27 protein-coding genes are annotated in these 26,537 nt (G+C 65.9%); 7 read left to right on the top strand and 20 right to left on the bottom strand.

Features of this window, described 5'->3' with window-relative positions; translation table 11 throughout:
* Positions 1 to 26: 26 nt before the first annotated feature.
* The 3 genes from GST15_RS05215 to GST15_RS05205 all read left to right on the top strand — a co-directional run bounded on the left by GST15_RS05215 (position 27) and on the right by GST15_RS05205 (position 3,321).
* The gene (locus GST15_RS05215; protein ID WP_159016161.1) at positions 27 to 1,085 is read left to right on the top strand and encodes a PIG-L deacetylase family protein; all 1,059 of its coding nucleotides are present in this window, start codon (positions 27 to 29) and stop codon (positions 1,083 to 1,085) included.
* Positions 1,086 to 1,195: 110 nt separating this feature from the next.
* The gene (locus tag GST15_RS05210) at positions 1,196 to 1,906 is read left to right on the top strand and encodes an MtnX-like HAD-IB family phosphatase (protein ID WP_159016160.1); all 711 of its coding nucleotides are present in this window, start codon (positions 1,196 to 1,198) and stop codon (positions 1,904 to 1,906) included.
* Between the two features lie 11 nt (positions 1,907 to 1,917).
* Entirely contained in the window at positions 1,918 to 3,321 is a 1,404-nt protein-coding gene (locus GST15_RS05205; RefSeq protein WP_159016464.1) for an aspartate aminotransferase family protein, read from the top strand.
* A gap of 11 nt (positions 3,322 to 3,332) precedes the next feature.
* Here GST15_RS05205 and GST15_RS05200 read toward each other — a convergent pair whose 3' ends face one another.
* The 11 genes from GST15_RS05200 to GST15_RS05150 all read right to left on the bottom strand — a co-directional run bounded on the left by GST15_RS05200 (position 3,333) and on the right by GST15_RS05150 (position 12,979).
* Positions 3,333 to 4,547: a beta-ketoacyl-[acyl-carrier-protein] synthase family protein gene (locus GST15_RS05200; RefSeq protein WP_159016159.1), complete on the bottom strand. Its 1,215-nt coding sequence runs from the start codon at positions 4,545 to 4,547 to the stop codon at positions 3,333 to 3,335.
* Between the two features lie 40 nt (positions 4,548 to 4,587).
* Positions 4,588 to 4,854 carry an acyl carrier protein gene (locus tag GST15_RS05195; protein ID WP_159016158.1) on the bottom strand — a complete coding sequence of 89 codons (267 nt, stop codon included), beginning with the start codon at positions 4,852 to 4,854 and terminating at the stop codon, positions 4,588 to 4,590.
* Between the two features lie 51 nt (positions 4,855 to 4,905).
* Entirely contained in the window at positions 4,906 to 5,301 is a 396-nt protein-coding gene (locus tag GST15_RS05190) for a DMT family transporter (protein ID WP_159016463.1), read from the bottom strand.
* A 41-nt stretch (positions 5,302 to 5,342) separates the two neighbouring features.
* Positions 5,343 to 5,699 carry a DMT family transporter gene (locus GST15_RS05185; RefSeq protein WP_159016157.1) on the bottom strand — a complete coding sequence of 119 codons (357 nt, stop codon included), beginning with the start codon at positions 5,697 to 5,699 and terminating at the stop codon, positions 5,343 to 5,345.
* Positions 5,696 to 6,535, bottom strand: coding sequence for an alpha/beta hydrolase (locus tag GST15_RS05180; protein ID WP_159016156.1), 840 nt, complete (start codon positions 6,533 to 6,535; stop codon positions 5,696 to 5,698). Before GST15_RS05180 ends, GST15_RS05185 begins: the two co-directional genes overlap by 4 nt.
* Before the next feature lie 52 nt (positions 6,536 to 6,587).
* On the bottom strand, positions 6,588 to 7,544 hold the full coding sequence (locus tag GST15_RS05175) for an HlyD family secretion protein (protein ID WP_159016155.1): 957 nt from the start codon (positions 7,542 to 7,544) through the stop codon (positions 6,588 to 6,590).
* Entirely contained in the window at positions 7,541 to 8,224 is a 684-nt protein-coding gene (locus GST15_RS05170; protein ID WP_159016462.1) for an ABC transporter ATP-binding protein, read from the bottom strand. Before GST15_RS05170 ends, GST15_RS05175 begins: the two co-directional genes overlap by 4 nt.
* Before the next feature lie 71 nt (positions 8,225 to 8,295).
* Positions 8,296 to 9,429, bottom strand: coding sequence for an ABC transporter permease (locus GST15_RS05165; RefSeq protein ID WP_159016154.1), 1,134 nt, complete (start codon positions 9,427 to 9,429; stop codon positions 8,296 to 8,298).
* Position 9,430: 1 nt separating this feature from the next.
* Complete coding sequence (locus tag GST15_RS05160; protein ID WP_159016153.1) at positions 9,431 to 10,810, bottom strand: TolC family protein; 1,380 nt, start codon at positions 10,808 to 10,810, stop codon at positions 9,431 to 9,433.
* A 41-nt stretch (positions 10,811 to 10,851) separates the two neighbouring features.
* Positions 10,852 to 12,267 (bottom strand): sensor histidine kinase, encoded by a 1,416-nt coding sequence (locus tag GST15_RS05155; RefSeq protein ID WP_159016152.1) that lies wholly within the window; start codon positions 12,265 to 12,267, stop codon positions 10,852 to 10,854.
* Positions 12,268 to 12,283: 16 nt separating this feature from the next.
* Entirely contained in the window at positions 12,284 to 12,979 is a 696-nt protein-coding gene (locus GST15_RS05150) for a response regulator (RefSeq protein WP_159016151.1), read from the bottom strand.
* Between the two features lie 274 nt (positions 12,980 to 13,253).
* On the opposite strand from GST15_RS05150, the gene rnr reads away from it, so the two are divergent.
* The 3 genes from rnr to GST15_RS05135 are packed head-to-tail and all read left to right on the top strand — an operon-like array spanning position 13,254 to position 16,778.
* Positions 13,254 to 15,698: a ribonuclease R gene (gene rnr, locus GST15_RS05145; RefSeq protein ID WP_159016150.1), complete on the top strand. Its 2,445-nt coding sequence runs from the start codon at positions 13,254 to 13,256 to the stop codon at positions 15,696 to 15,698.
* Positions 15,699 to 15,741: 43 nt separating this feature from the next.
* Positions 15,742 to 16,488 (top strand): 23S rRNA (guanosine(2251)-2'-O)-methyltransferase RlmB, encoded by a 747-nt coding sequence (rlmB, locus tag GST15_RS05140; protein ID WP_159016149.1) that lies wholly within the window; start codon positions 15,742 to 15,744, stop codon positions 16,486 to 16,488.
* A gap of 23 nt (positions 16,489 to 16,511) precedes the next feature.
* The gene (locus GST15_RS05135) at positions 16,512 to 16,778 is read left to right on the top strand and encodes a CBU_0592 family membrane protein (protein WP_159016148.1); all 267 of its coding nucleotides are present in this window, start codon (positions 16,512 to 16,514) and stop codon (positions 16,776 to 16,778) included.
* A gap of 4 nt (positions 16,779 to 16,782) precedes the next feature.
* On the opposite strand, the gene rnt is transcribed toward GST15_RS05135, so the two are convergent.
* The 8 genes from rnt to pstS (GST15_RS05095) all read right to left on the bottom strand — a co-directional run bounded on the left by rnt (position 16,783) and on the right by pstS (GST15_RS05095) (position 24,264).
* Positions 16,783 to 17,421, bottom strand: a complete 639-nt coding sequence (gene rnt, locus GST15_RS05130; RefSeq protein ID WP_233263051.1) for a ribonuclease T — start codon at positions 17,419 to 17,421, stop codon at positions 16,783 to 16,785.
* Positions 17,422 to 17,503: 82 nt separating this feature from the next.
* The gene (phoU, locus tag GST15_RS05125) at positions 17,504 to 18,202 is read right to left on the bottom strand and encodes a phosphate signaling complex protein PhoU (RefSeq protein WP_159016147.1); all 699 of its coding nucleotides are present in this window, start codon (positions 18,200 to 18,202) and stop codon (positions 17,504 to 17,506) included.
* Between the two features lie 10 nt (positions 18,203 to 18,212).
* A complete protein-coding gene (gene pstB, locus GST15_RS05120; RefSeq protein ID WP_159016146.1) occupies positions 18,213 to 19,028 on the bottom strand; it encodes a phosphate ABC transporter ATP-binding protein PstB in 816 nt (271 codons plus the stop codon).
* 37 nt (positions 19,029 to 19,065) lie between these two features.
* Entirely contained in the window at positions 19,066 to 19,917 is an 852-nt protein-coding gene (pstA, locus tag GST15_RS05115; protein ID WP_159016145.1) for a phosphate ABC transporter permease PstA, read from the bottom strand.
* Positions 19,917 to 20,882, bottom strand: a complete 966-nt coding sequence (gene pstC / locus GST15_RS05110; RefSeq protein WP_159016144.1) for a phosphate ABC transporter permease subunit PstC — start codon at positions 20,880 to 20,882, stop codon at positions 19,917 to 19,919. Before pstC ends, pstA begins: the two co-directional genes overlap by 1 nt.
* 18 nt (positions 20,883 to 20,900) lie before the next feature.
* Positions 20,901 to 21,986 (bottom strand): phosphate ABC transporter substrate-binding protein PstS, encoded by a 1,086-nt coding sequence (gene pstS / locus GST15_RS05105; RefSeq protein WP_159016143.1) that lies wholly within the window; start codon positions 21,984 to 21,986, stop codon positions 20,901 to 20,903.
* A 63-nt stretch (positions 21,987 to 22,049) separates the two neighbouring features.
* Positions 22,050 to 23,126: a threonine aldolase family protein gene (locus tag GST15_RS05100; RefSeq protein WP_159016142.1), complete on the bottom strand. Its 1,077-nt coding sequence runs from the start codon at positions 23,124 to 23,126 to the stop codon at positions 22,050 to 22,052.
* 118 nt (positions 23,127 to 23,244) lie between these two features.
* On the bottom strand, positions 23,245 to 24,264 hold the full coding sequence (gene pstS / locus GST15_RS05095; RefSeq protein ID WP_159016141.1) for a phosphate ABC transporter substrate-binding protein PstS: 1,020 nt from the start codon (positions 24,262 to 24,264) through the stop codon (positions 23,245 to 23,247).
* A gap of 234 nt (positions 24,265 to 24,498) precedes the next feature.
* On the opposite strand from pstS (GST15_RS05095), the gene GST15_RS05090 reads away from it, so the two are divergent.
* A complete protein-coding gene (locus GST15_RS05090) occupies positions 24,499 to 25,734 on the top strand; it encodes a porin (RefSeq protein WP_159016140.1) in 1,236 nt (411 codons plus the stop codon).
* 31 nt (positions 25,735 to 25,765) lie between these two features.
* Here GST15_RS05090 and nth read toward each other — a convergent pair whose 3' ends face one another.
* Positions 25,766 to 26,473 (bottom strand): endonuclease III, encoded by a 708-nt coding sequence (nth, locus tag GST15_RS05085; RefSeq protein ID WP_159016139.1) that lies wholly within the window; start codon positions 26,471 to 26,473, stop codon positions 25,766 to 25,768.
* Positions 26,474 to 26,537: the final 64 nt, after the last annotated feature.

Here is a 26,537-nt window from a genome sequence, read left to right as displayed (position 1 = left end):
TCACTTGCCATGCCGGCGACAGGCTATTGGTTATCGCTCCACACCCCGATGACGAAAGCCTGGCATGCGGCGGACTGATCCAGCGGGCGGTGGCGGCGGGTGCCGACGTGTGCGTCGTCATTGCCACGCGCGGCGATGCCAACCCATGGCCGCAGCGATGGTCAGAACGGCGTTGGCGACTGGACCCTGCGGCGGTCGCGCGCTGGGGTGCGCTGAGGACCAGCGAGGCACGCGCAGCACTGGAAATATTGGGCGTGGCGGACGATCGCGTGTGCTTCCTGCAGTGGGCGGACCAGGGCCTGACCACACGTCTGGTGCGCGAGGGCGATGCGAGCGTCGCGAAACTCAGGGAGTTCGTCGCGCTGCAGCGTCCCACGTTGGTCGTCATGCCTGACATTCGCGATTCGCATCCCGACCACAGTGCGCTCGCCATCCTTGTCGAGGCGGCCTTGCGGGCGGAATCGAGCAAGGCCCGCGTACTCACGTACTGGTTGCATGGTCGACGCGGAGCGCCAGTCCGTCCCTCGCCGCAAGTGACGTTGTCGCCCAGCGAGCTGGCGATAAAGCGCGCGGCGGCCCTCAGCCATGTCAGCCAGACCCACTTCGGACGATCACGGCTGCTGCGTTTCGTCGACGTGGTGGAGCGATTCCTTGAGCCGGGGTGGCCGCGGCATGAAGTGCGAGGGCAGTGGCGCTGGCGATTCGTGGCGCGCCGGTCATGGTCGATGGCGGCCGCGCGTCGGGTTCATGTCGTGGCTGTCTCGGCGACAGGGGCGCTGCATGCAGTGAGTTTCGAACTGCGTGGCGCAGGGCGGGACAACGTGCTGCGGGTCACGCGCCCCTCCCGGCTCGCGCTGGAGGTCGAAATCGGGCCGCCATGGCCGCAGTACGCGATCGTCCTGGCAAAGCTCGGTACGGACCACCGCATCAACGTCTTCGATTCCTTCGCCTGGACCGGTTGCACGGAAGCCTTGCAGGAATCCATCCATCATGCGGCGCTGCCGACCGGCTCCCGCTTGCGCCGGGTCACCGCGACTGGCGCCATGGCGCCCTCGGTAGCCGACGATGAGACCGTTCCGAGTTGATCGCATGGGGAGCCAGCGCCCGATGGACCGGCAACAGGGCGGTGCCGGGGAAAGGACGTAGAAAGACACCGTCCCTACGCTTCCCTCGTTTACTCCGGAGCAGCGAAAACGTGCATCCCTGGAAAATCCTCTGTGACTTCGATGGCACCGTGTCCATTCCCGACGCAACCGACGCGCTGCTCGAACAATACGCCCGGCCCGAGTGGAAGGACCTGGAGCGCCAATGGCACGAAGGCGCGATTGGCTCGCGCGATTGCATGTCCAGGCAGGTCGGCCTGATCGAAGCCAGCGAACGCGAGATCGATCGGGTCTGCGACGGGATCCCGATCGACCCGGCTTTCCCGCAATTCGTCGAGCACGCACGCCGGCTGGGACTGGAGCTCGTCATCGTCAGTGACGGTCTCGACCGGATCATCCACCGCATCCTCGCCAACAACCGACTGGATGGGTTGACGGTGATAGCCAACCACCTTGTGCAGGCGGGGCCGCGCAATTGGGAGATGCAATCCCCGCACGCGAACCATGCCTGTGTCGTGAAGAGCGGGACCTGCAAATGTGCGTGCGCCGCGCATTCGATCGCGGCAGGCAACAAGGTCCTGCTCATCGGCGACGGACAGTCGGACGTCTGCGTCGCGGCAAGGGCCGACTTCGTCTTCGCCAAGCGGCGCCTGCTCGCGCATTGCCAGGATGAAGGCATCGCGCACCAGCCGTTCGACGATTTCAGCGACGTGCTGGCGATGTTGCCGGACCTCGTCCAGGGCATGTTCGACCGCAATCCACTTCCGCCCCCTTCCCCCGGCCATCGGACCGAATACGCATGAACAACATCGTGATGCCAATGCCCCTGTCCTCCATTGCAGCCAACCCCGACGACGGGGAGTTGCTGGCCGACGAGGCGCTGTACTGCTCGTTCGGCGACACGGTGCATTACAGCGAACCCCCGAAGATCTTCGCGCGGTGCGAGGGCAGCTATCTCCATGACACCGCGGGGGTGCCGTTCCTCGACCTGCAGATGTGGTATTCCGCCGTCAACTTCGGCTACGCGAATCCGCGCCTCAATGCGGTCCTCAAGCACCAGATCGACACGCTGCCGCAGGTTGCCAGCCAGTACCTGCATCCGACCAAGATCGAACTCGCCAAGGTGATCTCGCAGGACGCCGAACGCAAGTGGGGCCGCAAGGGCCGGGTGCATTTCAACGTCGGCGGCTCGTCGTCCGTCGAGGACTCGCTGAAGATCGTGCGCAATGCCTCGGGCGGCAAGAGCCTCGTGTTCGCCTTCGAGGGCGGCTACCACGGCCGCACGCTCGGCGCATCGGCGATCACGTCTTCCTATCGCTACCGCCGTCGCTACGGCCATTTCGATCGCGCCCAGTTCATCGAATTCCCGTACCACTTCCGCGGCCCGAAGGGGATGTCGAAGGAGGAGTACGGCGAGCAGTGCGTGGCGAAGTTCGCGCGCCTGTTCGAGACCGAATACAACGGCGTGTGGGACGCCAAGGCGCAGCAGTGCGAATACGCCGCGTTCTATGTCGAGCCGATCCAGGGCACCGGCGGCTACGTCATCCCGCCGCCGAACTTCTTCACCGGCCTGAAGAAGGTGCTGGACCAGTACGGCATCCTGCTGGTGGTCGACGAGATCCAGATGGGGCTGTTCCGCACCGGCAAGCTGTGGGCGATCGAGCACTTCGGCGTGCAGCCGGACGTGCTGGTGTTCGGCAAGGCGCTGACCAACGGGCTCAATCCGCTGGCCGGAATCTGGGCGCGCGAAGAGCTGATCAACCCGACGGTGTTCCCCCCGGGATCGACCCATTCGACCTTCGCCTCCAATCCGCTCGGGACCGCGGTGGGACTGGAGACGATGCGCATGCTCGCCGAGACCGATTACGAAAGCATGGTGATGGCCAAGGGTGCGCATTTCCTCGCGGGATTGAAGGACCTGCAGGCACGCCACCCGGAGATCGGCGATGTCGATGGCCTGGGACTGGCGTTGCGTGCGGAGATCTGCGAAGCGGACGGCTTCACGCCCAACCGCAAGCTGCTCGACCGCATGGTCGACATCGGCCTGGCAGGCGAGCTGCGCCATCGCGGCGAACCGATAGGCCTGGTGCTCGATGTCGGCGGCTATTACAAGAACGTGATCACGCTGGCGCCGTCGCTGCATATTTCCGCAGACGAAATCGACCTCGCGATTGGCCTGCTCGACCAGTTGTTGACCCGTGCCAAGCGCTTGCCCTGAGCCTAGCGCGCTCAACAGGCCTTGAGCGCCAGCACCGCGTTCAGCCCGCCGAAGGCGAATGAATTGCTCAACACCGCGCGCACCGGCATCACGCGCGCGATGTTGGGCACGTAGTCCAGGTCGCAAGCCGGATCCGGGTCAATGAAGTTTGCGGTCGGAGGGACGAGCTGTTCGCGCAGGGCATTGATCGCCGCGACCAGTTCGATCGCGCCGGCCGCGCCGAGCGCGTGTCCATGCACGCCCTTGGTGGATGTCACCGCGAGAGCATCGGCATGGTCGCCGAAGACCTGCCGTATGGCCTGGGTTTCGGTCTGGTCATTCAACAGCGTCCCGGTGCCATGGGCGTTGATGTAATCGATGTCCTCGGGGCGAAGCCCGGCATCGCGGATCGCCTCCCGCATCGCCGCTGCCGCGCCTTCGACCGACGGCGCCACGATGTCGCCTCCGTCCGCGCCAAGGCCGAATCCCGCCAGCTCGGCGAGGATGTCGGCGCCGCGTGCGCGGGCATGGTCCATGTCCTCGAGCACGAAGATTCCAGCCCCTTCGCCGAGCACCAGTCCGCGTCGCTGCGCGCAGAAGGGCCGGCAGGTGTCGTCGGCGACCACGCGCATGGCCTCCCATGCACGGATGCCGGACAGCGTGAAGCAGGCTTCGGTTCCACCCGCCACCGCGAAGTCCGCCAGTCCGTGGCGCAGCATCAATGCCGCCTGTGCGATCGCATGGTTCGACGACGCGCATGCACTGGCAACCGAGAATGTCGCTCCCCTGAGCTTGTATCTCATCCCGACCAGGCTGGCGGGTGCGCTTGGCATGACCCGGATGATCGACATCGGGTGCACGCGTTCGGCGCGATCGCGATACAGGCGACGGGATTGTTCGTCGCGGGAGGTTTCTCCGCCGATGCCGGTGCCGACCACCACGGCCGTGCGTGCTGCCGTCCCGGCGTCGAAGGCAAGACCTGACTGCGCGATGGCTTCATCGGCCGCCAGCAGGGCGAACTGCGAGACCCGATCGAGCATCGCCAGTTGGCCGGGCGGGAAATGCGCGGCGGGATCGAATCCGTTGAATGCGGCGGCGACCTGCATGCGCAGGCCGGACTCACCCTGCGGCGGAGCCAACGGCGCGATACCGCTGCGTCCGGCGAGCATGCCGCTCCACAGCGCTGGCGCGCCAAGGCCGAGGGCGCTCACCGCGCCCATGCCGGTGATGGCGATTCGGCGTGTCATCGGCACCGTCGCATGCAGGTCGTATGCAGGTCGGGTGTGTTCAGGTCGTGGGTACCGCGCCCGCACCTGGCGCAAGGGCCTGCTGCACGGACTGGATCAGCCCGGCCAGTGTTCCGTCATCCAGGTTCGGATCCCTGTTGGGGAAATTGATGTCGAAATGCTCTTCGATGTCGAAGATGGTTTCGATGGCCTCGAGCGAATCGATGCCCAGGTCCTTCAGCGTTGAAGTGGATGTCAAGGTGGAGCGATCGATGCCGCCATGCCTGGCAACGATGTCGAACACCTGTTCTGTTATCGATTGATCCATGTCGCGTCTCCGTCCGGTCGAGCGCAGGAAGCTCCGGTTCCGGTTAGCACCCTAGTCGACCAATCTTGCGCAGGCCTTTCGCGGGAGGGATGTCGCCGCGTCCCCGGGCAGCGTCTCCCGGGCACCCGCCATGGCAAGGCACGCGATCCCGCCCACGATGACGACTGCGCCGAGTCCCTGCATGGGGCCCACGTGCTCGCCGAACGCGATGGCCGATACCAGCATCACGCTGACGACTTCCATGTGCGAGGCGGCAAAGGCCGGTCCGATGGGTGCCCGGCGCAACAGCTTGATCCAGGTGAAGAACGCACCGACGTAACCGACGACTGCCCCATAGATCCACGGGTGCCCGAACAGGCTCAGTAACCAGTGCAGGTCCGCCCGCGGGGGGAACGCGTGCATCCCGGCGAGCTTGAAACTGATCTGGGCCTCCGTGTCGAAAGCCATCAGCAACAGGAATCCAAGCCCGACCTTGAGCTTGCGGGCGGTCACGTGCCGAGCCCAACGATCGCGATGCCCACGCTGACAAGGCCGATGCCTGCCAGCCGGACTCGCGTCAGCGGCTCACCGAACAGCAGCCGCCCACCCAGCATGATCGCGACCAGGTTGATCGAGCCCAGCAAGACGCCGCGCCCCAACGGCACCAGCGAGAGGAATGCGGTCCACGCGGGGAATTCGAGTACGTAACATCCAATCCCCAGCCACAAGGCCGGTCGCCGCGCCATATGGCGCCAGCGGGCCAATCCCTCGCCGGCGCGCGGATCGGCAGCCACGGCCTTGAAGGACAGTTGTCCAACGGTACCGAGCATGCCGGCGAGCAACCACACCGGAACGAACGACATCATCCGCTGGCGTGGACGGACGCGTGGTCCTGGCGGACGATCTGCGCGAAGAACGCGCCGAGGCGGTCCGCCAGCAGGCGCCTGTCGCGATCCAGCGTGATCATGTGATAGCTGTCTTTCAACAGCAGCAACTCGACTGGCGCATTGACCCGATTCGCCACGAGGTAGGCGTTACGGACATGGGCGATGTCGTCCTCTTCGGCGTGGGCCACCAGGCAGGGGGCGGTGACATCCGGCAGGCGGCGACGCACGCGTGCGGACAGCACGTACAGATCCGCCAGGGAGTCCCAGGGATTCCCGGGCAGGCCGGCGGCAGAGCTGTCGCCGCCAAGCATCGCCCCACTGACCTGGCTGCGAATGCGTTCGTCGCGCAATCCATACGGCGGCTCTTCCTGGAAGGAACGATTGCGCGCCAGCCCCAACCGCTTGATCAATGGCAGCATGAAGGACAATCGGGCGATCGGCGGCATGTTCCAGCCGTCGTAGCGGAACGTCGCACCAAGCACGCCGACGCCATCCACAAGTTCCGACCGCTCCGCGGCGAGAAGCAGCACCAGTAGCGCGCCCATCGACAATCCGGCGACGAACAGGTGATCCACCTGCCCACGCAGGTTTCGTGCGGCCGCCTCGACGCTGGAATACCAGTCGCGCCAGCCGGTGGCGAGCAGGTCGTCCTCGTCGCCGCAATGCCCCGCCAATTGCACGCCATGCACGGTGAATCCTTCCCGGTGCATCCGCTTGCCCAGCATCAGCATCTCTGCAGGCGTGCCTGTCAGTCCATGCACCAGCAGGACGCCGCGACGATCGCCCTCGAGCTGGAAGTCTGCTTTCCGGATCATGCCGTTCCCTGGAGGCGATTGCAGGCGCGCCATCGTGACCGGCTGCGTACCGTCAAAGACTGGCGGGCCGCCATTTCGCCAACCTTTCGCTCGCGGTGCGGGGCAGGTTGGCGGGCGAAAAGCGGACGAGCACGCGCTGGCCGACGCGAACCGCGGTTGCGCGATCGAGTGCGATGATGCACTCGACGGCATGTTCGTTGATGGGTTGAAGCGGGTCGTCCTGCAACGTCGCGCGGCCGTAGGTGCCGCCGATCCGGCGCACCTGGCCGGTACCAAGGACGGATTGCCTCCCGTCGTCGCTCAGGATCTGCGCCGTGGTTCCTGGTGCGATGGCATCGACGACCTCCGGCGACAACTCCGCCCGGACAATCCGCGCGAACGATGGCAGGACGGTGAGCAATGTGGCGCCTTGCTGCACGTGCATTCCGACCCACGCGGTGAGGCCCAGCACGTCGCCATCAACCGGCGCACGCAGGTCCTGTTGCGCCAACCGGTATCGCGCCCGCTCCATGTCGGCGCGCGCGATGTCGACCCCGGCGCGCGCATTGGCCAGTTCCGCACTTGTTTCGGCCGCCGCCGCGTGGGCGTCATCGGCGGTTTGCCGATCCCCCGCATCCAGCCTGGCGGCTTCGGCGAGGCGCGCGGCATGCAGGCGCGCAGAGGCCAGCCGAGGGGACCACAGCCGCACTTGTGCCTCGGCCTGGGCCAGGTGGGCCTTCGCGAGGTCTTCGTCCAGGCGCGCGGCCGTGCTGTCCTCCGTCACCAGCACCTGTCCCTTCCTGACGCGGTCTCCCTCCTTGACGTCCACCGCGGAGACCACTCCATCCGTCGCAAGGGACAGCGCGTGGGGTCCGCCTTCGACATCGACACGGCCCCTTGCCACGAGCAGTTGCGGCGATTGCTCCTCCATCGTCGGCGGCGTCGATGTGTGGGATCCCTGGCAACCGGCAAGCAGGGCCGGCAACAGGGTCGGAAGCCAGAACAACCGGGCCGGTGCAGTGAATCTCATTGCATGTTGCTCCAGGAGGTTCGTGCCGGGAAATGGGATGGCAGCGGGCTCGAGCGCACGTCATCGAGGATGCGACCGTCCTCCATGCTCAGCACGCGGTCGGCGTGCGCGATCAGGCGCGGATCATGGCTGACGCACAACACGGTGGTCCCGTGTCGATGGGCGATTTCACGCAGCATGTCGATCACCATCTGTCCGTTGGCTGCATCCAGCGCACTGGTCGGCTCGTCGGCGAACAGCAGCGCCGGTCGCTTGGCCAGCGCGCGCGCGATCGCCACGCGTTGCTTTTCCCCGCCGGACAGTTCGATGGGCCGGAGCTGGCGTTTGGCGGCCATGCCGACTTCGTTCAATGCTTCGGTTGCCCGGATACGGACTTCCGCCCTGGCCAGGCCCATGTACTGCAACGGCAATTCCACTTGTTCGAAGACCTTCAATGCGGGAAACAGGTTGAAACCCTGGAACACGAAGCCGGTGTGCCTGAGCCTGAAGTGCTCCAGTGCCGGCAGGCCGAGCGCGGCAAGCTCCTGAGACAGTGCGACGACGCGGCCGCCGTCCGGGCGCTGCAGTCCGCTGAGGATCGACAGCAGCGTGCTCTTCCCGCAGCCGGATGGACCGGCGATCAGCGTGAGCTCTCCGGCGTGGATGTCCAGGGTGATGCGCTCGAGCACGGTGGTCCGCATGCGACCGGAGACGAAGGATTTGCTGATCGCTTCCGCCTGCAGCGCCGCCTTTGGCCCGTTGGTCGCGCCGGTCAACGCAGCAACTCGGCTGGATCGGCCCGGCGCAGGCTGCGCAACGCGACCAGGCCCGACACGACGGCGAGCAGCATGACGACCAGTCCACAGGCCACCCACAACGACGCATTGAACGCCACGGGTATGTCCCGCATGTGCGCGATGCCGATCACGACGATGCCACTGAGGCTGGCGGCGACCATTCCGACGGCACCGACCCATACCGACTGTTCGAGCACCACCCATCGCAAGGCGGCCATCCCCACGCCCAATGCGTTCAAGGTGGCGTATTCGCGAATGGAACCAAAGACCGCGGCCACGAGCGTCTGGCTGGTGATGGCCGCGCCGACGAGGAACACGACGCCCGCGAGGAACAGGACGCCGGCCCCCGCACCCGTATCGAACAACCAGAACAGCGTCGATTGCCGTGCGAAGGCGCCCGCATCCCAGGCCTGGTGAGGGGCATCGCCCGGCATGCGATTCAGTCGCGCCGCGATCGTGGCGGCCCGCTGCGGGTGCCTGAGAGTTGCCACCAGGTAGGTCGGCCAGTCCGGGCGCGCGGAGTCCGCATTCAAGCCACGCGCGGTTTCCAGCGAGGCGAGGACGTTGACGCCACCCAGTGCGCGCAGGCCCGACCCGACTCCCACGACATGCACTGGCTCGCCGTTGATGTACGCCGGGCTGCCGACACGGACCCCGAGTTTCTCCAGTTCCGCGCGATCGACGACGACCGCGCCCGGAATGCGAAGCTGCGCGCGCAGGGCAGGCGACAGGACGCGCGAGAACATCATGCCGCCGGGCCTGGCGTCGATGCCCGAGACGTACACCGCCACGGAGCCGGTGCCCGGGGGGCCACGCCAGTCGCCTTCGAACCACTGGAATGATTCAATCCGGCTGACGTCCGGATCCATTTCCAGCAGCGTTGCGACATCGGGATCGATCGGCCGACCCTGGTCGACGCTTTGCGTGCCCGGATAGCCCATCCACAGGTCCGCGCTTGATCCGGTCACGTACACGCTGGCGCTGCCGAAAATGCCGAGCACCAGCGATGCCTGGAGCAGCAGCAGCAGGCTGGCGAATGCGATTGCCACCGTTGCGGGCAGGAAGCGGCGCCATTCGTAGCGCAATGTCCGGCGTGCGAGGGCAACCATGTCAGGGATTCCGCTCCGCGGTCGCGGTCGACGGCAGGCCGGCTGCGCCGCCCAGCGCCTTGCAGACGGCGACGTAGTCGATCGCGCGGCTTGAACGCGCGCCGGCGACCTCCAGGGCCATCTCGTCGCGATCGACCTGGCTGGCCGCGACGTCCAACCCGCTGGCCAGGCCCAGGCGATGGCGACTGGCGGTCGCGCGGTCGACCGCGTCCAGTGCGTGCAATGCGCGCTCGCCTTCCTGCTCGCGCATGCGCTGCTGCTCCAGCGCCGCCAGCGAGGTTTCCACTTCCGCGACCGCGTCCAGGACGCTCTTCCTGTATGCGTAGGTCGCTGCCTTGAGCAGTTCGCCCTTGGCATCGGCGGTTGCACGCCGCATCCCCCAGTCGAAGAGCGGGATGTCGATCAGCGGCCCGAATGCACCAATGCTGCCCGTGCTCTTCTGCGTTCGCTCCGCCAGGCTCGTCGACTGGACCAGCGAGCCACCGATCGCAACGTTGGGATACATGGCGGCCTTCGCCATCCCGAGCGCACCTGCGGCGGCCAATACCGCAGCTTGCGCCCGTGCGATGTCCGGACGCTGTCGAATCAGGTCGGCCGGCGGACCTTCCGCACGCAGGTCGGGCGCCGCGGGCGTCGCGCCCGGGCGCATCCAGTCGGGATCCGGCTCGCTGCGCCCGGCGAGCACCGCAAGCGCCTGCGACGCAGTCGCGATCGCTTCGCCCGGCTCGGCGAGGGCCATTTCCGCCTTCGCAACGTCGACGTCGGCCTGCGCACCCTCTTGTGGCATGGCCAGCTGCAGCCGCTGCCTTGCATGGATCAATCGCGCCTGCTCCACGCGCCGGTCGCGGATGTCGCCAAGCAGCGACGCTCGCTCCTGCGCGCCGCGCAACAGGACCCATTGCCTGGCGACTTCGGCGGCCAGGGAAAGCTCGGCGTCGCCGACGTCAGCCTTCGCCTCCTGGAGATCGGCACGCGCCATGCGATGGATCGCGGTGCCGCGGCCAAAAAGTCCCAACTCCCACACGGAGTCGAAGCCGACGACGATGTACGACGCACTCGCATCGGGATCGACCGGATCGGTCGTCCGGATGTGGAAATCAGGCCGCAACGAGTCGCCGGCGTGACCAGACAGGGCACGGGCGGCACGCAACCTGGCAGCCGCCTGGGCAACGTCCAGGTTTGCGCCGAGCGCTTGTTCCTCCAACGCATCCAGGCGGCGATCTCCCAGCGCGCGCCACCACCGCGCATCGGCCATCGCCGCGACGGGCGCTCCAGCCGGCCCGTGTTGCCAGCGGTCCGGCAATGGCACCGCAAGGTCCGGCATTGGAGTCGATACGCAGGCAGAACCCAGCGCAGACAGCACGCAGGCCAGCAATGCCACTGCGCCATTCAGCCGAAATGCTCCCCTTGGCTGCGCGGCCATCACGCCGGAACCGTGCCTGGCGGGGGAAACAGCAACTCGACCCGAAGCCCGCCCAGTATCGATCGACCGAACGAGACCTTGGCTCCGTGTGCCTCGGCGATGCGGCGCACGATCGCCAAGCCCAATCCGCTGCCGCCACCCGGGGCGCCTGGCGAGCGGAAGAAGCGCTCGCCCAACCTGGGGATGAGGTCGTCGGGAACGCCGGGGCCGTCATCGTCCACCGCCGCGAGGATTCCCCCGCCGGATTCCGACGGCACCCGCAAGCTGATCGTGATGACGCCGCCACGCGACACATGGTTGAGCGCGTTGTCGATGAGGTTGTCGAACAATTCCTGCAGTGCGTTGGAATCTCCGCGGATCATCGCCGGCTGGTCGCCTGCGTCGTAGCCGAGGTCGACACCCGCATGCAGGGACTCTGGAATGCGCGACGCGACGATCTCCGGCAGGTGCGCTGCAAGATCCAGGTACTGCGGTGTCGACGCATCGTCCTGGCGACCTTGCGCGCGGGCGAGCGCAAGCAGTTGCGTGGCGCTGCGCGTGACGCGAGCAGTCAATGCCTGCACGTGCTGCATGGCCGCCACGAAGTCGCTCTCCGAATGGGCCTTGGACGCCCTCTCCACGTGCATCGCCAATCCCGCCAGTGGTGTTCGCAACTGATGCGCGGCGTCCGCGATGAACCGGTCCTGGAGCGCAACCAGTGCCTGCACCCGTCCGAACAGGACGTCGATCGTCCGGGTGAGTGGAAGGATCTCGATCGGGATGTCCGGACCGCTGATCGGCTCGAGGTTGCGTTCGCGAGCGGCGAGCCGGCGGATGGGTGGATCCAGTATCTGCAGGCCGAACTTCACCCCCTGCCACACCAACGCCAGCAGGACGACGATCAATGCCGATTCGATCGGAATCGTGAGCCAGAGTATTTCCTTGGCGCGCTGGTGCCTGCCATGGAGCGATTCGGCCAGCGACACGACCAGCCTGTCCCCTGGCTCGACGGGCGAGGGTATCGTCACCGATGCAACCCGCACGGGCATGGCGTCGATGGATGCGTCGAACAGGATGGGGGGGCTTCCGGTCGGCGCTTCGCGCAATGGTGGGATGCGCGCCTTGCTGCTGCTGACGACACCATGGCGCTGGCTTCGCACGGAGAAGAAGCTCTGTCCGTTCGGGTTGTATTCCAGCAGCAGATGGGCCTCCCTGGTCAGGCCGCCGCCCGAACGACCCTCCTGGAGGGCCTGCGCCAGGCCAAGCGTCGAAAACGCAAGGTCCCTGTCGTGGATGCCGTTCGAGTAGCGCAAGGCCACGTAATAGACGAAGGCGGTATCCAGCAGCATCAGGGCCAGGGTGGGAATCAACAGGAAGGCAAGCAGCCGCCTGCGCAGGCTGGGTTGTCGATGCGCCACCGCCTGCGTGGGTTCCATCACTGATGCGTGCACGTCAGGCGTCCAGGGCGATCGCCTGTCCGGTTTCCGTTGGCTCGAGCAGGTAACCAAGCCCACGGATCGTCCGGATATGCGCGCCGGAATTGTGCAGCTTGCGTCGAAGCCGGTGGATGGAGATATCCAGGCCGTTGCTGGTGAGGTCCTGCTCCCAGTCGCACAACGCCTCGGTGAGTTGCGCGCGACTGACCACGCGTTGCTGCCTGGCAAGCAAGGCTTCGAGCAGCGAGTACTCGCGGGCGGTCAATTCGAGGGGGGCATCGTCCAGCCAGGCCCTGCGCGCGCCGATATTCACCCGCAGTCGGCCCACCACCACCTCCGGCACGCCACCACTTGAGCGGCGCCGCAGGAGCGCGCGGGATCGCGCGAGGAATTCGGCAAGCTCGAATGGTTTGACGAGGTAGTCGTCGGCGCCGCTGTCCAGCATCTGCACCCTGTCGGCAACTCGATCACGCGCGGTGATCACCATCACGGCGATGTTCGATCCGCGTGCGCGAGCGAGCCGGAGCACCTGGTTGCCTTCCATCCGCGGCAACCCGAGATCCAGTACCAACAGGTCATACGCATCGTTGGACAATGCGTGGTCGGCGGAGACGCCGTCATCGACGTTGTCCACCGCGTGCCCACATTCGGCGAGGGATGCCTTCAGGGCAGCGGCGATCGCACTATCGTCCTCGGCAATCAGGATGCGCATCAGGCAGGTGTTTCCTTTTTTCGGGGAGTTCGAGGTAGGGCAGAGGCAAGACCGCGACTCCGATGCGTAGTTCAACGCGAACGCCCATCTGCTGCGTTAATGTTTTGTTGGGCACGGGTGACGCGTCGCGTCGCACAAACGGGGTGCTGCTGCCGACATTCCGCGCCAGCCGGCCTGCCTGGGACAAGGGCTGGCAGTCCGGCATCGATACCGACCATGGCCAGGGCAGGATGGTCGAGCGGGGACCGGGGACAGCGGCGTGTAAAATCGCCGGATGAACAAACCACCAGGCAAGCGTCGCAGCGGCGGCAAGGCGAAAAAGTCGTCCGATTCCTCGAGTGGGCGACGTGGTGGGGGCGATCGAAAGGCGCCACGCGCCGCGGCCCTTCCCGGCTGGATGCCCGACGCCGGGCTGGCACGGGCGATGGGCGCCAGGCAGGCGCCAGCGAGTGATCGACCCAGCGGTGCCCACCTGCAGGATCCCCAGGCCGCGCGCGAGGCGGCGCGCTACGAGCAACCGATCGCCAGCCGCGAAATGATCGTGCAACTGCTGACCGCGGCCGAAGGGCCGCTGGATGCGGGCGAACTGGCGCAGAAGCTCGGCCTGCTCGAGCTTGACCGGCTGGACGCATTGAACAAGCGCCTGGGCGCGATGGTCCGCGACGGGCAGTTGCTGCAGAACCGCCGTGGCGGCTACGCGCCAGCGGCGCGCATGGACCTGGTTCCCGGCGTCGTCATCGCCAACCCGGACGGATTCGGTTTCCTGCGTCCCGACGCCGGCGGCGGCGACGATCTGTTCCTGCCGCCCTTCGAGATGCGCAAGGCGATGCATGGCGATCGCGTGCTCGGCAGCGTCACCGGCGTCGATCGTCGCGGTCGTCGCGAAGGCGCGATCGTCGAGGTCCTCGAACGACGCCTCAATCGCCTGATCGGTCGCTACACGATCGAGGCAGGCATCAGCTACGTCGTTCCGGACGACAAGCGCATCCAGCGCAACATCATGATTCCGCCCGACGCGCGCCTGGAGGCTTCGCACGGGCAGCTGGTGGTGTGCGAGATCGTGCAGGCCCCCGATGCCAGGCGTCCGCCGATCGGGCGCGTGCTGGCGGTGCTGGGCGACAAGCTGACGGCATCGCTGGCGGTCGAGGCCGCGATCCACGGACACGAGATTCCGCACGAATTCCCGACCGAGGTGATCGCGCAGGCCGCAGCCGTGCCGGTCGATGTCGAGCATGCGACTGCCGCCGCGCGCGTCGACCTGCGTCACCTGCAACTGGTGACGATCGATGGCGAGGATGCCAAGGACTTCGATGACGCGGTGTATTGCGAGCCCAACCCGGACGGGTTCCGCCTGGTGGTCGCGATCGCGGACGTCTCGCACTACGTGATGCCGGGCACGCCGCTGGATGACGAAGCCACCAAGCGTGCGACGTCGGTGTATTTCCCTGGTTTCGTCGTGCCGATGCTGCCGGAGACCCTCTCCAACGGCATCTGCTCGCTGAAGCCCAAGGTCGATCGCCTCTGCTTCGTCTGCGACATGCAGGTCGATCGGAGCGGCGGGGTTAGCTCATCGACATTCTACGAAGCGGTGATGCATTCGCATGCGCGCCTGACCTACACGCAGGTGTGGAATGCGGTCGGCGAAGGCGTCCCGGAGGAGGACCGCGGGCACGCGCTTGGTGTGATCGGTAAATTGCTGCCGCAGATCGAACGCCTGCACCAGCTGTACCGCATCCTGGACAAGGCGCGGCAGAAACGCGGAGCGATCGAGTTCGAGACGTCGGAGGTGCGGTTCGTGCTCGGGCCGCAGGGCGAGGTCACGCAGGCCGGCATGATCCAGCGCAACGACGCGCACAAGCTGATCGAGGAATGCATGATCGCGGCCAACGTCGAGGCGGCGAAATACCTGCTCGGCGCAGCGGTCCCCGCACCCTATCGCGACCACGACAAGCCACCCGAAGCGAAGTTCACCGACCTGCTCGAATTCCTCAAGGAGTTCAAGCTGCGCCTGCCGTCGTGGGCGAAAGTGCAGCCGCGCGATTTCCGCCAGCTGCTCGAGACCATCCGCGACCGCCCCGATGCGGCATTGCTCGAATCGGTCGTGCTGCGCAGCCAGAGCCTGGCCGTGTACGCACCCGACAACATCGGGCATTTCGGGCTCGCGTTGTCGGCCTACGCGCATTTCACCTCGCCAATCCGGCGCTATCCCGACCTGCTCGTGCATCGCGCCATCAAGCACGCGCTGGTGGGTGGCCATGCGGATTCCTACCGGTACACGGCCCATGCGATGGCGGCGCTGTCGCTGCAGTGCTCGGAGCGCTCGCGCCGCGCTGATGAGGCGCAACGTGAGGTCGACGAGCGCTATCGCGCGGCCTGGATGGAACAGCACGTCGGCGGACAGTTCATGGGCACGATCAGCGGGGTGACCAGCTTTGGCCTGTTCATCGAGCTCGACGACTCGAAGGTCAACGGACTGGTGCACGTCACCCAGCTGCCACGGGATTTCTACCATTTCGACCCGATCCGAAAGACGCTGACCGGCGAGCGACGTGCCCGCGAATACCGCCTGGGCGACCGCGTTGAGATCGTTGTCCTGAAGGCGAGCGTCGAGGACCGGCGCATCGATTTCCGCCTCGTCGACGAAGCGGCTGGTGTCGCCGAAGACAGGCCACCGGCGCCGCGCGGACAGCCGGCAAAACGCAAGAAGGCGCGTTACTGATGCGCCGCCACCCAGCACGCGGCACCAAGCGGCAACCTGACGCATGAGCAAGGACAACCAGTGGATCGCGGGCATCAACTCCGTCGAGGCAGCCATCGCCAACGACGCGGAGAACGTCCGCGAAGTCCTGATCGAGGCCGGCGCGCGCAATCCGCGCATCAGCGAGATCGAGACCAACGCGCGCAGATACGGCATCGAGGTGCGTCGCGTGACGCAGCAGGCGCTGGAAGGCATCGCCGGTGGATTACGCCACCAGGGCGCGGTCGCACGCTACGCAGCCGCCAGGACGTGGGATGAGAACGAACTGCCGGAGCTGGTCGAAGCCGCAGGCGGCAAGGCCCTGATCCTGGTGCTGGATGGCGTGCAGGATCCGCACAACCTCGGCGCTTGCCTGCGCAGCGCCGCGGCGGCGGGTGTGACTGCCGTGGTGATCCCCAAGGACAAGGCGGTGCAGGTCAATGCAACCGTGCGCAAGACGTCGGCCGGCGCCGCGGACAGCATCCCGGTGATCCGTGCGACCAACCTGGCGCGCTGCATGCGCGACCTGCAGCAGATGGGCGTGTGGCTCTACGGCTTGGCCGGCGATGCCACCGAATCGCTGTACAAGATCGACCTGCGCGGCAACGTCGCGCTGGTGCTCGGCGGCGAAGCCGACGGCTTGCGTCGACTCACGCGCGAACATTGCGACCAGCTGGTGAAGATCCCGATGCCCGGCACCACGGAAAGCCTCAACGTGTCCGTCGCCACCGGCGTCAGCCTGTTCGAGGCGGTGCGCCAGCGCCAGGCGTAGACCGTGTGGCACGAGGACAACTGATGCCCGCGCTGGCATGGTTCGACTGGGTCGGGCTTGGCGGGACGCTGGTCATCCTGTCCGCGTTTTTCCTGTTGCAGTCAGGACGCATCAGCGGTACCGATCGCCGTTACCAGGTGTTCAATGCAATCGGTTCGGCCGGCGTGCTGGTGTCGCTGCTGGGGGGCTTCAACCTGCCGGTGTTCCTGCTCGAGCTGGCCTGGCTGCTGATCAGCGTCTATGGCCTGGGGCGATCGCTGCTTGCGACGCGTCGGCCCGGGCAACAGTGATCGATCAGGTCGTCGGCTGCCACGCGTTGGCGATCTTGCAGAACAGCTCGGCGGTGCGCTCGGCGTCGTAGACGGCCGAGTGCGCTTCCTCGCCGTTCCATGGCAGGTCCGCTGCCTGCATGGCGCGACTGAGCACCGTCTGTCCGTAGGCCAGGCCGGCCAGCGAGACGGTGTCGAAGACGCTGAAGGGGTGGAACGGATTGCGCTTGTGTTCCACGCGCGAGACGGCGGCGTTGAGGAAGTTCAGGTCGAAATGCGCGTTGTGCCCGACCAGGATCGCGCGCTGGCAGTTGTGGCGACGCACCGCGGCGCGCACCGCGGCGAAGATATGGTCCAGTCCTTCCTTTTCCTGCTTCGCCATCCGGAATGGATGCCCGATGTCGATGCGGGTGATTTCCAGGGACTTCGGGTCGATCAGCGTCCCGGGTGCGGGATCCAGGTGGACGCAGGCGACTTCGCCGGGGATGAAGCGGCCGTCACTGTCCAGTTCGATTGGGATCGCGGCGATTTCCAGCAGCGCATGCCGGTTCCAGTCGAACCCGCCGGTTTCCACGTCCACCACCACCGGCAGGTAGCCGCGGAAGCGTTCGCTCATCTTCCGGAAGGGCGCTGGAACCCCGGTCTGTGGATCGATCTGCGTCATTGCGCAAGCCTAGCAGAGCGCAATTCCGCTCGCGTCCACCGCTGCCGCGCTGGCCTGGCCGCGGCGCGGTTGCCAATGCGTGTCAGCCGGCGGTGTTGGTCTCGTCGCGCTTGTCCCGTGGAGGCAGGATGCCTTCGCCATGCACCCGGTACCAGACGTTCTCGGCGATGTTGGTGGCATGGTCGCCGATGCGCTCGATGTTCTTGGCCATGAACAGCAAATGCGTGCAGGGCGTGATGCTGCGTGCGTCCTCCATCATGTAGGTCAGCAGCTCGCGGAACAGGCCGGTGTACTGGGCGTCGAGTTCGGCATCGCGCTCGCGCACGCGATGCGCCGCATCGGCGTCGTTGTCGCGGTACGCGGCAAGCACGTCCCGGACCTGCTGCACGGCCAGTTCGCCAAGCGCATGCAGGCCGCGCGTGTGCGGCAATGGCGGCGCAAGGTTCAATGCCATGGAACGCTTGGCGACATTGGCGGCGTAGTCGCCGATGCGCTCGATGTCGGCGGCGATGCGCAGCGCGGCGAGGATCTCGCGCAGGTCGCGCGCCAGCGGGCCGCGCAGGGCCAACCGCATCACGTCGTGGCTGATTTCATGTTCCATCGTGTCGATCGCATCGTCGTTGCCGATGATGCGCGCCGCCGCCTGGTCGTCGCGACGGTCGACCACGTCCAGCGCGGCTTCCAGTTGCGAGGCGGCCATCTCGCCCATGCGCAGGATCTCGTTGAGCAGTCGCTGCTGCTCTTCGTCCAGGCTTCTGACGATGTGCTGGTGGGTTGGCATGTCTGTGTCCTCAGCCGAAACGGCCGGTGATGTAGTCCTCGGTCTGCTGCTTCGAGGGGTTGGAGAAGATGGTCTCGGTGGTGTCGTGCTCGATCAGGTCGCCCAGGTACATGAAGGCGGTGTAGTCCGACACGCGCGCCGCCTGCTGCATGTTGTGGGTGACGATCACGATGGTATAGGTCGACTTGAGATCCGCGACCAGCTGCTCGATCCGGCTGGTGGAGATGGGGTCCAGCGCCGACGTCGGCTCGTCCAGCAGCAACACCTCCGGCCGCAGGGCCACAGCCCGGGCGATGCACAGGCGCTGTTGCTGTCCTCCCGACAAACCAAGGGCGTTCTGCTTCAGCTTGTCCTTGACCTCGTCCCAGATCGCGGCCTGGCGCAGCGCCGCCTCGACGCGCGTTTCCATCTCCGCTTTCGACAGGCGCTCGTGGTGGCGGATGCCATAGGCGACGTTCTCGAAGATCGTCATCGGAAATGGAACCGGCTTCTGGAACACCATGCCGACCTTGCTGCGCAGCCGGTTCATGGGGTATTTCGGGTCGAGGATATTGACGCCGTCCAGCAGCACTTCACCGCGGGCGAACTGCTTGGGATACAGCGCGTAGATGCGATTGAATACGCGCAGCAAGGTCGACTTCCCGCAGCCCGACGGGCCGATCAGCGCAGTGACCTGCTTTTCGGGGATGTCGAGGTTGATGTCCTTGACCGCATGGAACTTGTCGTACCAGAAGTTGAGCTCGTGGGCTGCCAGTTTGGTGGGTGCCTGGGCGCGCGTGCTTGCGTCGCGTGCCGGCATCGACATGGCAGGGCGTGCGTCATTCATGGCGGGAGCCTGGGCAGGAGTAAGGGAAAGGGAAAGGTCATTCATTGCTGATCCTGTTGCGCGCCACGATGGCACGCGCAGCCAGGCTGACCAGCAGCACGAACAGCGTCAGCACGAAGGCGCCGGCCCATGCGAGCGTGTGCCAGCTGTCGTAGGGACTCATCGCGTACTGGAAGATCACCACCGGAACGTTGGCCATCGGACCCGACACGTCGGTCGACCAGTACTGGTTGTTGAGCGCGGTGAACAGCAATGGCGCGGTTTCGCCGCTGATGCGCGCCAGCGCCAGCAGGATGCCGGTGACGATGCCAGGCAGCGACGCGCGATACAGCACCTGCACGATCACCTTCCACTGCGGAACGCCCAGCGACAGCGCCGCTTCGCGCATCTGGGCCGGAACCAGCCGCAGCATTTCGTCGGTCGTGCGCACGACCACCGGCAGCACGATGAAAGCCAGCGAGATCGCGCCGGCGAGGGCGGAAAAATGCCCCATCGGCGCAACGACCAGCGTATAGACGAACAATCCCAGCACGATCGATGGCGCGGACAACAGGATGTCGTTGACGAAGCGCACGGTTTCGCCCAGCCAGCTCTTCTGCGAATACTCGGCGAGGAACGTGCCCGCCAGCACGCCGATGGGTGCGCCAATCGCGATGCCGAGCACGCTCATCACGGCGCTGCCGAAGAAGGCATTGAGCATGCCGCCGGTTTCGCCGGGTGGAGGTGTCATCTTGGTGAACAGCGCGGCGTTGATCGACGCCAGGCCGTTGTGCAGCGTGGTCCACAGGATCCAAACCAGCCAGAACAGCCCGAAGATCGCCGCAAGCACGGCGAGCACCTGCGCGACGATGTTCTTCGCGCGACGGAAGCCGTAGCGTGAGTCGAACATCAGTTTCCCTCGCGCTTGGCGAGCTGGCGCAGCATCAACCGGGCTGCCGCCAGCACCACGAAGGTGACCAGGAACAACACGAAGCCCAGTGCGAGCAGCGTCGACCGGTACATTTCCGAATCGGCTTCGGTGAATTCATTGGCGATGGTGGCGGCGATGGAATTTCCCGGCATCAGCAGCGAGGCCGTCAATTCGTGCGCGTTGCCCAGCACGAAGGTCACCGCCATCGTTTCGCCCAGCGCCCGGCCAAGGCCGAGGAACACGCCGCCGATCACCGCCGAGCGCGTGTAGGGCAGCACGACGTCCCAGATGACTTCCCAGCGCGTCGATCCCAGCGCGTACGAGGACTCCTTGAGCGGTCCCGGAACCGTGAGGAAGACGTCGCGCATCACCGATGCGATGAACGGGATGACCATGACCGCCAGCACCAGTCCCGCGGTCAGCATGCCCAGGCCCAGCGGCGGTCCCGAGAACAGCGCGCCGACGACCGGCCACTGGCCCATGTGCGAATCGATCCACGGATACACGTGCTCGGCCAGGACCGGCACCAGCACGAACAGGCCCCACATGCCGTAGATGATCGAGGGGATACCGGCCAGCAATTCGATGGCGGTGCCGACCGGGCCGCGCAGCCACTTGGGCGCGATCTCGGTCAGGAACATCGCGATGCCGAAGCTCACCGGCACCGCGATCACCATGGCGATGAGTGCCGTGACGATCGTTCCGTAGATCGGGACCAGCGCGCCGAACTGCTGCCCCACCGGATCCCAGGTCCGCGACCAGAGGAAGCCAAGGCCGAATTTCTGCAGCGCCGCGTGACCGCCCCAGATCATCGAGAAGGCAGCGGCGCCCAGTGCGACCAGCACGAAGACGCCTGCGGCCGTCACCAGCCAGCGGAAGCCGCGATCGGTCGCGGCGTCCCGCGTGTTGCGCTGCTCAGCCAGCGGCAGTGTGGTGGTGCTCATGCGGGGATTGCCGCCCCGTCAGTGCTTGAATTCCGCCGACCAGTACTGCTCCACCTGCTGCACGAGTTCTGGCGGCAGGGGGACGTAATCCAGCGACTTGGCCTGCGACTGGCCGTTCTCGAGCGCCCACTTGAAGAAGGCCAGCGTGTCCGCCGAGCGCTTGGCATCCTTGGGCTGCTTGTACATCAGGATGAAATTCGTGGCGGTGATCGGCCATGCGGTGGCGCCCGGCGCATTGGTGATCACCAGGTTGAAGTCGTGCGCGCTGGCCCAATCGGCGCTCGATGCCGCTGCCTGGAAGCTCTCGGCGCTTGGTTGCACCCAGTTGCCGGACGCGTTCTGCATCGACGCGAACGTCATCGCGTTCTGCGAGGCATACGCCAGCTCGACATAACCGATCGAGCCCTTGATCTGCTTGACGTAGGCCGCGACGCCTTCATTGCCCTTGCCGCCGATGCCACCCGGCCACTGCACGGACGTGCCTTCGCCAACCTTGGCCTTGAAGGTCGGGCTGACCTTGGACAGGTAGTTGACGAAATTGAACGTCGTGCCGGAGCCGTCGGAACGATGCACGACGTTGATCTTCGATGACGGCAGCGCAACGCCGGGATTGAGGGCCGCGATCGGCGCGTCGTTCCACTTGGTGATGTTGCCCATGTAGATGTCGGCCAGCACCGGTCCGGTCAGCCGCAACTTGCCGCTGGCGATGCCATCGAGGTTGACGACGGGGACGACGCCGCCGATGGCGGACGGAAACTGGCCAAGCCCGGAAGCGGCCAGTTCCTCGCTGGGCAGCGGCTTGTCGGACGAGCCGAAGTCGACCGTGCCGGCCTTGATCTGCGCGATGCCGCCACCCGATCCGATCGACTGGTAGTTGATCTTGTGTCCGGTTGCCTTGTTGTAGGCATCCGACCACTGCGAGAGCAGCGGATAGATGAACGTCGCGCCGGCGCCGGTGATCTGGGCGGACACCTGGTCCGCGGCGGGCGCCGTGGCCGTCGCCGGGGCGCCAGCGGTTTCGGTGCCGGATTGCTTGCAGCCGGCGACCAGCAGCGCGGTCGAAAGGCCGAGGGCGAGGGCGCTGTAGCGAAGAATGTGGTTCATGCGCAGATCTCCATGACTGGAGGCCGGGGTTCCGGCGGATCGCGCCATGAAATGATGTTTTTGTTACATGCCGATGACAGGGGAGGCGCGGGACCCTGGAACCGGGTGGCCAACCGCCACCTTGGCGAAATCCTGCAGGAAGCCCTGGACCGCTTCGGGGCGGGTTGCCCAGGAGGTGACCAGGCGGATCGCTGAATGCCCCGGATCGACCCGGGACCAGACGTGGAAGCCATAGAGCGACCGCAGAGCCGCGATCTGCGTGTCCGCCAGGATGGGGAACACCTGGTTGGTCACCGGCTCGCTCAGGAAGCGCGTGCCTGTGGATCGCAGCCCGTCGGCGAGCATCGCCGCCATGGCGTTGGCGTGGCGTGCAAGCTCGAAATACAGGCCGTCTTCGAGCAGGGCGACGAACTGCGCACCGAGCAATCGCCCCTTGGCCAGCAAGGCGCCCCGCTGCTTGAGGTGGAAGCGGAAGCGTTCCTGCAGCGCCGGCGTGTTGATCACCAACGCTTCGCCCAGCAGCGCGCCGTTCTTGGTGCCGCCGACATAGAGCATGTCCACCAGCGCCGAAACGTCACGCAGTGTCATGTCCGCCGCCGCGCTGACCAGCGCCGGCGCAATGCGGGCGCCATCCAGGTACAGGTACAGGCCCAGTTCGCGGCAGGTCGCCGACAGCGCCGTCAATTCGGCCTTGCTGTAGAGCGTGCCGACCTCGGTGGCCTGTGACAGGTAGACCACGCGCGGCAGCACCATGTGCTCGTCGCAATGCTGCGCGACCACCTCGCGCACCTGCCCTGGCGAGAGCTTTCCTTCGTGGCCGGGCAGGCCATGGATCTTGTGTCCCGTCGCCTCGATCGCCCCGGTCTCATGCACGAGGATGTGGGCGGTTTCCACCGTGATGACCGATTCGTATGGCTTGAGCATCGACGCCAGCGCGATGAGGTTCGCCTGCGTTCCGCCGGACACCAGATGCACCGCTGCATCGGCATTGCCGGTCGCCTCGCGCAGCAGGGACGCGGCCTGCAACGACAGCGCATCCTCCCCGTAACCGGACTCCTGCCTGAGGTTGCTGGACACGAGCAGCTCGAGCACGCGTGGATGCGCGCCCTCGGAGTAGTCATTGAGGAAGCTGTGTTTCATGGCGTCCGGCGCTGGTTTCTCGAGGTGGACATCATATCCATGTACCGCGGCCCAAAAAAAAGCGGGCCCGGATGGGCCCGCAGGTTTGCGTGGGACAGGAGGATCGGAGAGACGGTGCTCAGTACTTGAGGTTCTGCGTCCAGTAGGTCTCGATCTGCCGGACCAGCGCCGGAGGCAGTGGCACGTAGTCGAGCGAGCTGGCCTGCGGCTGGCCGTGCTCGAACGACCACTTGAAGAAATCGACCGTGGCCTTGGACTGCGCCGGATTCTTCGCTTTCTTGTACATGATCGCCCAGGTCGTCGCGGTGATCGGCCAGGCGTCGTCACCGGGCGCATTGGTCATGATCACGTTGAAGTCCTTCGCTGATTTCCAGTCGGCGGTTTCGGCAGCCGCGGCGAAGCCGCCTGCGTCGGGCAGCAGGAACTTGCCGGCTGCATTCTTCATGCGCGTGTAGGCCAGCTTGTTCTGCAATGCATAGGCATATTCGACGTAACCGATGCCGCCGTTGATCTGGCGGACATAGGCGGACACGCCCTCGTTGCCCTTGCCGCCGACGCCGGTCGGCCACTGCACGGAAGTGCCTTCGCCAACCTTGGCCTTCCATGCGCCACTGACCTTGGACAGGTAGTTGGAGAAGTTGAACGTCGTGCCCGAGCCGTCCGAGCGGTGGACGACGGTGATCTTCGCGTCGGGCAGCGTGACGCCGCCATTGAGCGCGGCGATGGCCGGATCGTTCCAGCGGGTGACCTTTCCGAGGTAGATGTCGGCCAGCAGCGCGCCGTCGAGCTTCATCGCGCCCGAGGGAACGCCCGGCACGTTGATCACGGGAACGATGCCGCCGATGACGACGGGGAACTGGCCCAGGCCGTACTTCTGCAGCTCAGCCGCCGGCAGTGGTTTGTCCGACGCGCCGAAATCGACGGTGCCCGCTTCGATCTGGGCGATGCCGCCACCCGATCCGATCGACTGGTAGTTGACCTGGCTGCCCGTGGCCTGGTGATACGCGGCCGACCACTTGGACAGGACCGGGTAGACGAAGCTGGAACCGGCGCCGGTGACATTGGTGGCATTCGCGGCCGAAGCGACGGATGCCGTGAGGACGGCGAGCGTGAAGCCGATCTTGATGCCATGTTTCATGAAGTTCTCCAAGGGAAGCAGCGTAGCCGGATGTTCGGCCGCTATTGCATGGGAACTTCGTGACAGAAGGATGTCCCTTGCGTGTCAGCCGGATGTCAGTCCCGGTTGGGGGAAAGGTGCAATGCGGTGACTCGTTGTCGCAAAACGGTCATGTTCTTAACGGAATCTACACACCGATCCGTCGTGCATCCATTGCGCAACGGCAGCCTCGACATTCCCAAACGGAGACCACCCATGCGTTACAACATGCTCACGACGGCCATTGCAGCCGGGCTCGGCCTTGCCACGGTGTTCGTGGCCAACCCGGTGCGCGCTGCGAATGCGTCCACGCAGCCGACGGCCGTGACCGCCGAGCAGCTGCAGGACCTCAAGGCGCAGATCGCGTCGCTGCAGGCGCAACTCGACACGCTGCAGCAGCGGACCGACGCGCAGTCCGACATCAACGTCGCCACCGCGCAGTCCACCGAGGCCGCGCAGGCGACCCAGGACAAGCTGGACAAGCTGGCGAAGGTGGTCAACGACACCCAGCTCAATGGCAAGATGTTCTTCGACATGACCAACATCGACCAGCAGGACAACGGCAACAAGACCAGCGCCAGCGGCACCGGATTCGACGTCAAGCGCTTCTACCTGAGCGTGACCCACCAGTTCGACCCGACCTGGTCGGCGAACCTGACCACCGATTTCCAGTACAGCTCGTCGCTGGACAGCGCCGCCGACATCTACGTCAAGAAGGCGTACCTGCAGGGCAAGTTCAGCGATGCATTCGTGGTGCGTGCCGGTTCGGCCGACCTGCCGTGGATCCCGTTCGCCGAGAATTACTACGGTTTCCGCTACGTGGAGAACACGCTGACCGATCGCCTGAAGTTCGGTACGTCCGCCGACTGGGGCGTGCACGCCGGCGGCGACCTTGCCGGGAAGAAAGTCAATTACGCCGTCTCGATGGTCAATGGCGCGGGCTACAAGAACCCGACCCGCAGCAACAGCATGGATGTCGAAGGCCGCGTGGGCTTCGTGCCGTTCGATGGCATGGTCGTGGCCGTTGGCGCTTACTCGGGCAAGCTCGGCAAGGACACCCAGAACGTCGACACGCTGCATACCGCGCAGCGCGGTGACCTGATGGTGGCCTATGCAAAGGGCCCGATTCGTGTCGGTGGCGAGTATTTCAATGCCAGCAACTGGAACAACGTGCTCACGGCGGCGTCCGACAAGGCCGACGGTTATTCACTGTGGGGCAGCCTTGGCCTCGGCTCCGGCGGCATCACCGCATTCGCCCGCTATGACCGCAGCAACCTGAGCAAGGACCTGGATCCCAGCCTGACCGACACCTACTACAACCTCGGTGTCGAATTTCCGCTGCGCAAGGGCGTCAAGCTTGCCGCGGCCTACAAGCATGACCAGCGCAAGAACGACACCGCGGTCGACCTGAAGACCCAGGAGTTCGGCATCTGGGGCGAAGTGGCGTTCTGATCGGACCTGCAGTGCAAACGAAAACGGCGAGCTACGGCTCGCCGTTTTTCTTTGTGGCCGATGCCAGCGTCTTGTGCGGATGACGGCACAGGTCACGGATGACGCAGGCGGGACATACGGGCACGCGCGCCTTGCAGACGTAGCGGCCATGCAGGATCAGCCAGTGGTGCGCATCTTGCTGGTATTCGGGCGGGACGACCTTCGCCAGCCGATCCTCCACGGCGCGGACCGTGTCGCCGCGTGCAAGGCCGGTGCGGTTGGAGACGCGGAAGATGTGCGTGTCGACTGCGATCACGGGCTGGCCGAATGCGGTGTTGAGGATGACGTTCGCCGTCTTGCGGCCCACGCCCGGTAGCGCCTCAAGCGCTTCGCGGTCGGCGGGGACCTGGCCGCCGTGGCGTTCGATGAGCAATCGGCAAGTCGCGATGACGTTCCTGGCCTTGGCGTTGAACAGGCCGATGGATGAGATGTACGGTTTCAGGCCGTCCTCGCCAAGCGCCAGCATCGTCTTCGGCGTCCGGGCGACGCGGAACAGGCGCCGCGTGGCCTTGTTCACCGAGACATCCGTCGCCTGCGCCGAGAGCATCACCGCAACCAGCAATTCGAACGGGGTCTTGTAGACCAGTTCGGTCGTGGGATGCGGGTTCAATTCGGCGAGGCGCGCGAACAGTTCGCGTACCTCGGCAGGTCGCAGGTCTGGTCCGCGACGAGGCGCGGCGCGTTTGGCAACACTGCTCATGGGCTTCGACGGCCGGCGGCCTTGTCCCGGGCGCGCGCCAGCGCAGCGGCGGCAGCCGGTGGCA

It is taken from the genome of Cognatiluteimonas profundi (assembly GCF_009792795.1).
In the GTDB taxonomy this organism is placed as follows: Bacteria; Pseudomonadota; Gammaproteobacteria; order Xanthomonadales; family Xanthomonadaceae; genus Cognatiluteimonas; species Cognatiluteimonas profundi.
This window is presented reverse-complemented; position numbering and strand designations above follow the sequence as displayed.